The following is an 8,882-nucleotide window of genomic DNA, read 5'->3' as shown; positions in this document are numbered from 1 at the left end:
CGGGTCCACTCCGCCGGTGGGATTTTTCTACGCGACATCCCTGTCGCGTAGAAAAACGACGTGCCTCCATGCACGTCGCCCTTCGGGTTTTGCCCACCGGCTCCGTCACTACGGAAGGGGATTCGAAAGTCCAAAGCAGGCGGCAACAGCCAGATCACAGGCAACCGCAAAGGCTCTCGTGCTTTCGCACTCGCACGCAAGCATCGCATCCGGCATGAGGGCCACCGCATGAGGCCCGCCCCGCTGTTGATCGCACTGCTGGCCGCATGGGGCCTGCTCGGCATCGCCGTCGCCCTGCACTGGCTGCCCACCACCGCCTGGATCGCGGCCGCCTGCGCGATCGCCGTGCCCGCCGTGGCCGACGCGCTGTGGCTGTGGCGCCGGCCCACGCCCAGCGTGCGGCGCGAACTGCCCGAGACCCTGGCGCTGGGCGTCGAGCGCGAGACCTGGCTGCAGCTGGACAGCTTCGGCCGGCAACGCGTGGACGTATTCGACCTGGTGCCTGGCGGCTGGGCCATGCGCGGGCTGCCTCGCACGCTGCGCATGGCCCGTGCCAGCGAATCACGCTTCAGTTACCACTTCACGCCCGGCGCCCGCGGCATGTTCGATTTCGCCGGCGTGCAGCTGCGCCTGCATTCGCCGCTGCGGCTGTGGCGGCATTCGCGCGTGGTCGCGCCGCAGCAGACGGTGCGGGTCTATCCGAATTTCGTGCCGTTGACCCGGCTGGCCCTGCTCAGTGCGGAAATGGCCTCGCGCCTGGTCGGCGCGCACCTGAAGCGGCGGCGTGGCGAAGGCACGGATTTCCACCAGATGCGCGAGTACCGCGTCGGCGACAGCCTGCGGCAGATCGACTGGAAGGCCACCTCGCGCGCGCGCAAGCTGATCTCGCGCGAGTACCAGGACGAAAAGAACCAGCAGCTGGTGATGATGATCGACACCGGCCGGCGGATGCTGGCCGACGAGGGCGGGCTGTCGCATTTCGACCACGTGCTCAACGCGTCGCTGGTGGTGTCCTACCTGGCCCTGCGCCAGGGCGACGGCGTGGGCCTGTTCGCCAGCGGCGGCGAAAGCCGCTGGGCGGCGCCGCAGCGTGGGCTCGGCGCGATCGACACGCTGCTGCGCGCCAGCTTCGACCTGCAGCCGCAACCGGTGGCCACCGACTACCTCGCCGCGGCCACCGGGCTGTCGCTGCGGCAGTCGCGTCGCTGCCTGGTGATGCTGGTCACCAACGTGCGCGACGAGGACATCGAGGACCTGCTGGCCGCCGTGCGCCTGCTGCAGAAGCGCCACCTGGTGTGCGTGGCCAGCCTGCGCGAGCGCGAGCTGGACGATGCCCTCGCCCACAGCGCCGATACCCTGCCCGACGCGGTGCAGGCCGGTGCCATCGCCCGCTACCTGCAGCAGCGCGCCGCCGCGCACGAGGCGCTGCGCAGCCACCGGGTGATGGTGCTGGACGTCACCGCCGAGGAACTGCCCGGGGCGCTGGTGGAACGCTATCTGGCGGTCAAGCGCGACGGGCTGTTGTAACCGCGCACCGGCGCCCGCGCTGGCAGGTCCTGGCGGACCCGCCAGCAGCGCAATCATACGTGGATCGTGTAGGAGCCGAGCTTGCACAGGTCCTGCGTGTCTTCGGTGATGTCCAGCCCCGAATCCTCGTCGAACTCGAAGCGCATGTCGTACACGCACTGGCTGCGGCCATCGGCAATGGTGATCTGCACGGACTCGCCCGGTCCCAGTACATCGGAGCCCAGCACGTCTTCCTCCCAGTCGTCCACGCCGGCCGGCGAGGTATGGAAGTAGGTCATCACCGCGGAGGTGCCGTTCTTCAGGGTGAAGACCAGGTCCTGGGCCTGGGCTGCCGGTGCAAACGCGAGGGCTGCCAGCAGCGTGCCGGCGAAAAGCTTCTTGTCGAACATCAGGGTTCCTTCATGCAGAGGGGATGGGTGCCCTGGCACGCGGCGCCGTTCTCCCCAACGGCGCCGGTGTATTCATGAATTGGCAGCGGGATTTGAGCTTCGCGGAAGCGCGAAGTCAATCACTATATTTTTCGCGAAACCGCGCTTTTCATGAGGTTTTCCGCCCCTGTTTTACGGTTGCGCGCGACCACGCCGCTGCCTTCCAGTGCGTTCCGCGCATGGGCGACGCCCGGCCCCGCGCGATGGCGGGGCCGGCCAGCGGCAATGCGCGGGGGCTCAGACGTAGATGCGGGTATTGCCGGCCGGGGCGTCGTCGACGATGGCGTGCGGCAGGAAGCGGGCGCTGTCGCGGGTGATGCGGCTGTCGTCCTCGCGCACGCCGATGCCGCAGGCGCGGTCGCCCACCACCCAGCTGCCGACCAGCGGGTAGTTGCCGTCGAATGCCGGCAGCGGATGGAACGCCTGCACGATGCACGGCCCGGCGTAGGGGCCTTCGCTCTCCTGCCAGCGGCCATCGCTCATGTGCATGGCGACGTTGGCGCCTTCGCGCGAGTGCAGCGGCTTGCGCACCCAGCCCGCCGGCAGCGCGCTGCCGTCGTCGAAGTGCGCTTCAAGCAGGTTGGGGTGGCCGCGGTAGCGCTGCCACAGCAGCGGCAGGATGCCCTTGTTGCTCAGTACCGCCTTCCACGCCGGTTCCAGCAGGCGCACGCCGGAACCGGGCAATGCCGCGCCGAATTCCTCGCGCATCAGGTCTTCCAGCGGATACAGCTTGAACAGGCTGCCGATCACCACGTCGTCCAGGTCGGTGAAGCGGCCGTCGGCCGACAGGCCAATGTCCTCGATGGCGATGGCCGCGCCGTGCAGGCCGGCCTGCGCCGCGCAGTCGCGCAGGTAGGCCACCGTGCCCTGGTCCTCCTCGGAGGCCCCCACCGCGCTGAAATACAGCGGCGGCGGCAGCTGCGCCGACAGCTCGGCGAAGCGCTCGACCAGGGCCTCGTGCAAGGAGTTGAACTGGTCGGCCTGCTGCGGCAGCGCGCCGCGGTTGCGCTGGTCCTCCAGCCATTGCCACTGGAAGAACGACGCCTCGTACAGCGAGGTCGGGGTGTCGTAGTTCAGCTCGTACAGCCTGGCCGGGCCATTGCCGTCGTAGGCGAAGTCCAGGCGGCCGTACAGATGCGGGTCGCGGCGCCGCCAGCTCTCGGCGATCCAGTCGCGGAACGGCGCCGGGATCGCCAGCCGCTCCATCAGCTCCTCGCTGGCGACCACGTCGCCGACCAGGTCCAGCGCCATCGCGTGCAGCTCGGCGCTGGGGTCTTCCAGGTCGTTCTCGATCTGGCGCAGGGTGAAGGCGTAGTACGCGGTCTCGTCCCAGTACGGCGCGCCGTCGATGGTGTGGAAACGGAACCCCGCCTCGGCCGCGCGCGCGCGCCAGTTGGAGCGCTCGGCAATGGCTACCCGCCTCACTGCATCAACCGCCGACCGTGGTACGGCTGCCGCTGCGCGCGCCGAAGCCGCCGCGGCTGGCGGTGACGGCGCGGTTGGGCTCGCTGCTGACCGGTGCCAGCCCGGCCTTGCCGGCGCCGATGCCGCTGGCGGTGTTCATGCCGCCGGTACCGGCCGGCTTGGCCCAGCCATTGGCGTTGTCCTTGAACGCCGGCTGCGCGGCCGGCGGCGCGGCCACCGCCCCGGCGCGGCCGCCGTTGAGCATCTGCGACATGAAGAAGCCCATCATCATCGGGCCGATGAACGAGGTGCCGGCGCTGGTGTGCTGCTGCACGCACTGCTCGGCCGGGTACTCCTTGGCGCACTCTTCCTTGCTGGCGTACTTGGGCGCGGCGTCGGCGGCCTGCTGCTGCGCGGCGGCAAAGGCCGTGCGGCAGGCGGACGGATCACCGGTGGCTTCGCTGCAGGCTTCCACCGAGGTGTACAGCCCTTCCTGCACCTGCACGGATTCCTCCTTCTGGCAGGCAGTGAACAGCAGCGGCGCGGTGCTCATCAGCAGCAGCGCGGTGGTCCTGGATCGCTTCATCGTCGTAGCCCCATGAAAGTCGTCCCCGAATGATGCCCGATCCGGCCATGCAGGCGGAAATCGGCCGCGCCACCAACCTGAACGCCGTTTCAGGTAAAGGCCGGGCCGACGGGCCAGCAGCCGGGCCGGCGCGGGCCTGGCAGGCCACACGCCGGCACCGGCGTGCGCGCCGCGATGGTTGCAACAGCAACCGGGTTCTTCATGCAGAATCGATGGCATTGCGTTCCGTTGCCTTCCCCATGCCCGACTACCGCTCGAAAACCTCCACCGCCGGCCGCAACATGGCCGGCGCCCGCGCCCTGTGGCGCGCCACCGGCATGACCGATGGCGACTTCCACAAGCCGATCATCGCCGTGGCCAATTCCTTCACCCAGTTCGTGCCCGGGCACGTGCACCTGAAGGACCTCGGCCAGCTGGTGGCGCGCGAGATCGAGGCGGCCGGCGGCGTGGCCAAGGAGTTCGACACCATCGCCGTGGACGACGGCATCGCGATGGGCCACGACGGCATGCTGTACTCGCTGCCCAGCCGCGAGATCATCGCCGACTCGGTCGAGTACATGGTCAACGCGCACTGCGCCGACGCGCTGGTGTGCATCTCCAACTGCGACAAGATCACCCCCGGCATGCTGATGGCCGCGCTGCGGCTGAACATCCCGGTGGTGTTCGTCTCCGGCGGGCCGATGGAAGCCGGCAAGACCCGGCTGGCCGAGCACAAGCTCGACCTGATCGACGCGATGGTCGCGGCCGGCGACGAATCGGTCAGCGATGCCCAGGTGGCCGCCATCGAGCGCAGCGCCTGCCCGACCTGCGGCTCGTGCAGCGGCATGTTCACCGCCAACTCGATGAACTGCCTGACCGAGGCGCTGGGCCTTTCGCTGCCGGGCAACGGCACCGTGGTGGCCACCCACAGCGACCGCGAGGCGCTGTTCAAGCGCGCCGGGCGGCTGGTGGTGGAGCTGTGCCACCGCTGGTACGGCGGCGAGGACGCCAGCGCGCTGCCGCGCGGCATCGCCACGTTCGAGGCGTTCGAGAACGCGATGACCCTGGACATCGCCATGGGCGGCTCGACCAACACCATCCTGCACCTACTCGCCGCCGCGCAGGAAGCGGAAGTGGCCTTCGACCTGCGCGACATCGACCGCCTGTCGCGGCGCGTGCCGCAGCTGTGCAAGGTGGCGCCGAACACGCAGAAGTACCACATCGAGGACGTGCACCGTGCCGGCGGGATCATGGCCATCCTCGGCGAACTCGCGCGCGGCGGGCTGCTGCACACCGACGTGCCGACCGTGCACAGCCGCACCCTGGGCGACGCCATCGCACGCTGGGACGTGACCCAGGTGCAGGACGCGGCGGTCCATGAGTTCTACAAGGCGGGCCCGGCGGGCATTCCCACCCAGGTGGCCTTCAGCCAGAGCACGCGCTGGCCGTCGCTGGACACCGACCGTGCCGACGGCTGCATCCGCGACGTCGCCCATGCCTTCTCCAGCGAAGGCGGGCTGGCGGTGCTGTACGGCAACCTCGCCGCCGACGGCTGCGTGGTCAAGACCGCTGGCGTGGACGAATCCATCCACGTGTTCGAAGGCAGCGCCCGCGTCTACGAAAGCCAGGATGCCGCGGTGAAGGGCATCCTCGGCAACGAGGTGCAGGCCGGCGACGTGGTGGTGATCCGCTACGAAGGCCCCAAGGGCGGGCCCGGCATGCAGGAAATGCTCTACCCCACCAGCTACCTGAAGTCCAAAGGGCTGGGCAAGGCCTGCGCGCTGCTCACCGACGGCCGTTTCTCCGGCGGCACCTCGGGCCTGAGCATCGGCCACTGCTCGCCGGAGGCCGCCGCCGGCGGCAGCATCGGCCTGGTCCGCGACGGCGACCGCATCCGCATCGACATTCCGCAGCGTGGCATCCACCTGTTGGTGGACGACACCGAACTCGCACGCCGCCGCGACGAGCAGGCCGCGCGCGGCTGGAAGCCGGCACAGCCACGCCCGCGCAAGGTCAGCACCGCGTTGAAGGCGTACGCGCTGCTCGCGACCAGTGCGGACAAGGGCGCCGTACGTGACAAGGCATTGCTCGACGGCTGACGCCACGCCCGGGCCCGCTCAGATCGGCTTTACGGCACCCGGCAATCGGTCCAACGGAACCGGCAGACCGCCGGTGCCACGGCCCAGCACGTGCGTGTGGATTTGCTTGGTCGCCACTTCCCAAGGGCCGGGCAGCGCCTGCACCGTGCGGATACCGTAGGCGGCCCCAGCAAGTGCGTGGCGAACGGATACCGCAACGCGCAGTGGGTGGCGGGCTTGGCGATGCACGCACGCGCGTGCGCAACCTTGGATGGCCCACCTCGGGTTTCCCCAGCTACAGGGTGGCGCCCGGCCCGGCCAGTGCGCGGACCGACGGACACGCGCCAGAAGGGAAACAGGTACGGCCAACCCGGCCCGCCATCGGCACCGGGGTACTTGCGTGCCGACGCGTGTGGCAGGTGGACCCGGCCATTGCCGCCGGCCGGATCCTGGCCCTGCAGCACCAGCGACCGCCTGCGCTGCCGCAGCGGCGCCCACGCAGAGATTCCGGCAGGGGCACGCACCGGTCACGGCCGCCCTTGTCACTGTGCCCGCTGATTTCCCTACCGACGAAATCCACGCACTTGATTCGCAGGCGCTGGCGTTCCAGCAGGCACATGCCGGTTCGGTACCGCAGGCGCGCCATCAACTCCCGCTCCCGCTCCGGCAATGCCTGCGGCAGCCGCGCCACTTCCTCCTGCGACAACACCACTGGCAGCCGGCGGAGCCGCCTGCCACGCACCACTTCTGCCATCTGCGGCAGTTCAACCCCCCAGCACCACCCGTTAAGGAAACAGCAACGCCGACAATGCCTGGTTCCGGGTGGCCGCGGCCACATTCGACGTGGTTGCCAGCGAGGTGAGAGACGCCTCGACCTCCTTCGCTCCCAGCGCCCCCGGGCGACGCTTGCCGTTGGCGCTGATGAAACGGCGGCCCCACCCCACACAGGCCCGTCCGGTACCGGCGCTGTAATGCCATAGCCGGATCTGCACATGCATCCGGTCGAGCAGGCGCGGTGACCCGGATTTCGATACACCGGCGGTTCGAGGAGGTAAACCATGGGCAGCATTCCTGCCCCGTAACGCTGTCATCGTGCAGGCGATACGAAGCCCTCCACCATCACGCAACCCGTTGATGCCCGTCAGGGTTTATCCGGCTCACGAGCCGGATGGAAGCCTGCCATACTTGGAAAGACGCAACTGATAGGCGGTTGAATAGGTGTTGGCTCCCATGATGGCACCCCCGAATAAATCGCGCCTGCTCAGGCTGTGGTTCCTCGCATTGCTTGCCATATCCTTCAGTGCAAGCGCAATCGTCATTCGTGATGACGTTGATGACTCAAAGTATCGAGTCCCGTCGTCTGAGTTTTCTGCGCTGGTTGACATGCCTGGCGAGGGACACGGCGTGTTGATTGCTCCGCAATGGGTGGTTACCGCCGCCCACGCCGTCACATGGCAATCTGAAATTGCACAGGTAACCATTGCCGGTGAGCCACGAGATGTTGAACGTCTTGTGATACACCCCGGATATAAAAAGCCGCCACAAAATCTGCTTGACCAAGCGCTTGCCACTTGGGATTGGACCCTTTTCAGGGTGCTACTCTCCTCTTCGGATGACATCGCACTTCTCAAACTGGCACAACCCGTAGCTGACGTCTCTCCGGTCGCAATCAACAAGAGCGATGACGAGTTCGGTCAAATCATCAAGGTCATAGGAAAAGGTGCCACGGGCAACGGTGTCACCGGATACGAATTCAGCAGCTCCCATCGCACTGAACTTCGCCGTGCGTACAACAAAGTCACAAGCGCTGATGGTCGCTGGCTCTGCTATATGTTCGACAAACCGTCGGATGCCCTTCTCCTTGAGGGCGGGTCAGGAAGCGGCGACAGCGGCGGGCCGGCCCTGCTGCAGACTGAGAAGGAGTTGTTGTTGGCCGGACTGACTTCTTGGTCAGATCCACAAAGCATCGACAGAACACCCGGGCGTTATGGTCAAATCACTTGCAATGTCCGCCTCAGCCATTACAAAGACTGGATTGAAAACATTATTTTCAAACGACCGTAAGTGTCGGCTGGCAATTCGTTCAAGCCGACGCCGCTTCACGGCACGACGTGACTCAGGCATCAGGCCCCATGAACAGCTACGACCTCGCGCCTGACCCGGAAACTCTAGCAACGCTCCACTGGCTCAAGCATGGGGTCGTGTCCGCTGCTACGTGCCGAACGTTCCCGCATCTGGCGAAGTGTACGCAGCTTTTCCTGCAGTGTGCGGATGGCCGCTGGATTGAGCTAAGCGCGCGCGGCGAAGACCTGGAATTCAAGTTTGAGGTCTTCACCCTGCATGTTCGACCTGCAGAGCGCATGAACCCAACAGCGCACCATGAGCTCCTGCTCACCGGCCCAGTGGAAGTGGTTCCACTCCTTACGGAGGACTGGATCGATCCTGCAATTCCGGCCGGGTCAACTCTGGGGTCAGGCCCGGTCGTCCAATGTGCAGGAGCTCCGGGCTCGGCTTCTGCCTCCGCTAGTGCAGTCTGCCGCTACCTGGGCGGCGTTCGCTTCCGTGATGCAAAGGGCGTAGTCCTCCATGTGGCAACCTCGGGTTTCCCGTACGACTTGCACGTAACAGGCATCTCAGACGACCCCGAATTCCGCAAGGGAAATTACGTGGCAGCCAGACTTGAGTCTGGACCGGCCAGCCTTTCGTAGACACTCGGACGCCATAATTGATGGCAATGACCGAGGTGTTTATGGGCAACAGCAAGCAGTACACGGATGAGTTCCGCGCAGAGGCGGTGAAGCAGGTAATCGAGCGCGGCTTTACAGTCGTGGACGTAGCCTCCCGGATCGGGATTCCCAAGCACACACTGTACGGCTGCGG

Annotated in this window: 9 protein-coding genes; 5 read left to right on the top strand and 4 right to left on the bottom strand. The window is 66.9% G+C overall.

Annotated elements, in window-relative coordinates:
* The first annotated feature begins 228 nt into the window (after positions 1-228).
* The gene (locus tag ABB33_RS16845; RefSeq protein ID WP_056932852.1) at positions 229-1,527 is read left to right on the top strand and encodes a DUF58 domain-containing protein; all 1,299 of its coding nucleotides are present in this window, start codon (positions 229-231) and stop codon (positions 1,525-1,527) included.
* Between the two features lie 53 nt (positions 1,528-1,580).
* Here the strand turns inward: ABB33_RS16845 and ABB33_RS16840 are convergent, their stop codons facing one another.
* The 3 genes from ABB33_RS16840 to ABB33_RS16830 all read right to left on the bottom strand — a co-directional run bounded on the left by ABB33_RS16840 (position 1,581) and on the right by ABB33_RS16830 (position 3,945).
* Entirely contained in the window at positions 1,581-1,916 is a 336-nt protein-coding gene (locus ABB33_RS16840) for a hypothetical protein (RefSeq protein WP_056932851.1), read from the bottom strand.
* 276 nt (positions 1,917-2,192) lie between these two features.
* Positions 2,193-3,380 carry a glutathionylspermidine synthase family protein gene (locus ABB33_RS16835; protein WP_056932850.1) on the bottom strand — a complete coding sequence of 396 codons (1,188 nt, stop codon included), beginning with the start codon at positions 3,378-3,380 and terminating at the stop codon, positions 2,193-2,195.
* Positions 3,381-3,384: 4 nt separating this feature from the next.
* The gene (locus ABB33_RS16830) at positions 3,385-3,945 is read right to left on the bottom strand and encodes a DUF1190 domain-containing protein (protein ID WP_054662315.1); all 561 of its coding nucleotides are present in this window, start codon (positions 3,943-3,945) and stop codon (positions 3,385-3,387) included.
* Between the two features lie 239 nt (positions 3,946-4,184).
* On the opposite strand from ABB33_RS16830, the gene ilvD reads away from it, so the two are divergent.
* A complete protein-coding gene (gene ilvD / locus ABB33_RS16825; RefSeq protein WP_056932849.1) occupies positions 4,185-6,023 on the top strand; it encodes a dihydroxy-acid dehydratase in 1,839 nt (612 codons plus the stop codon).
* Between the two features lie 764 nt (positions 6,024-6,787).
* Here the strand turns inward: ilvD and ABB33_RS19245 are convergent.
* Positions 6,788-7,000, bottom strand: coding sequence for a phage integrase N-terminal SAM-like domain-containing protein (locus tag ABB33_RS19245; protein ID WP_318639578.1), 213 nt, complete (start codon positions 6,998-7,000; stop codon positions 6,788-6,790).
* A 232-nt stretch (positions 7,001-7,232) separates the two neighbouring features.
* Between ABB33_RS19245 and ABB33_RS18305 the strand changes: the two genes are divergently transcribed.
* The 3 genes from ABB33_RS18305 to ABB33_RS16820 all read left to right on the top strand — a co-directional run.
* On the top strand, positions 7,233-8,066 hold the full coding sequence (locus ABB33_RS18305) for a trypsin-like serine protease (protein ID WP_225546664.1): 834 nt from the start codon (positions 7,233-7,235) through the stop codon (positions 8,064-8,066).
* Between the two features lie 68 nt (positions 8,067-8,134).
* Positions 8,135-8,710: a hypothetical protein gene (locus ABB33_RS18690; protein ID WP_152985141.1), complete on the top strand. Its 576-nt coding sequence runs from the start codon at positions 8,135-8,137 to the stop codon at positions 8,708-8,710.
* Between the two features lie 41 nt (positions 8,711-8,751).
* Positions 8,752-8,882 (top strand): transposase (locus tag ABB33_RS16820; RefSeq protein ID WP_152985142.1); only part of this gene is annotated, 131 nt, incomplete at its 3' end.

The organism is Stenotrophomonas acidaminiphila (genome assembly GCF_001431595.1).
Lineage (GTDB): Bacteria > Pseudomonadota > Gammaproteobacteria > Xanthomonadales > Xanthomonadaceae > Stenotrophomonas > Stenotrophomonas acidaminiphila.
Note: the sequence above shows the minus strand (reverse complement) of the source record. Positions and strands in the feature narration are given on the sequence as shown.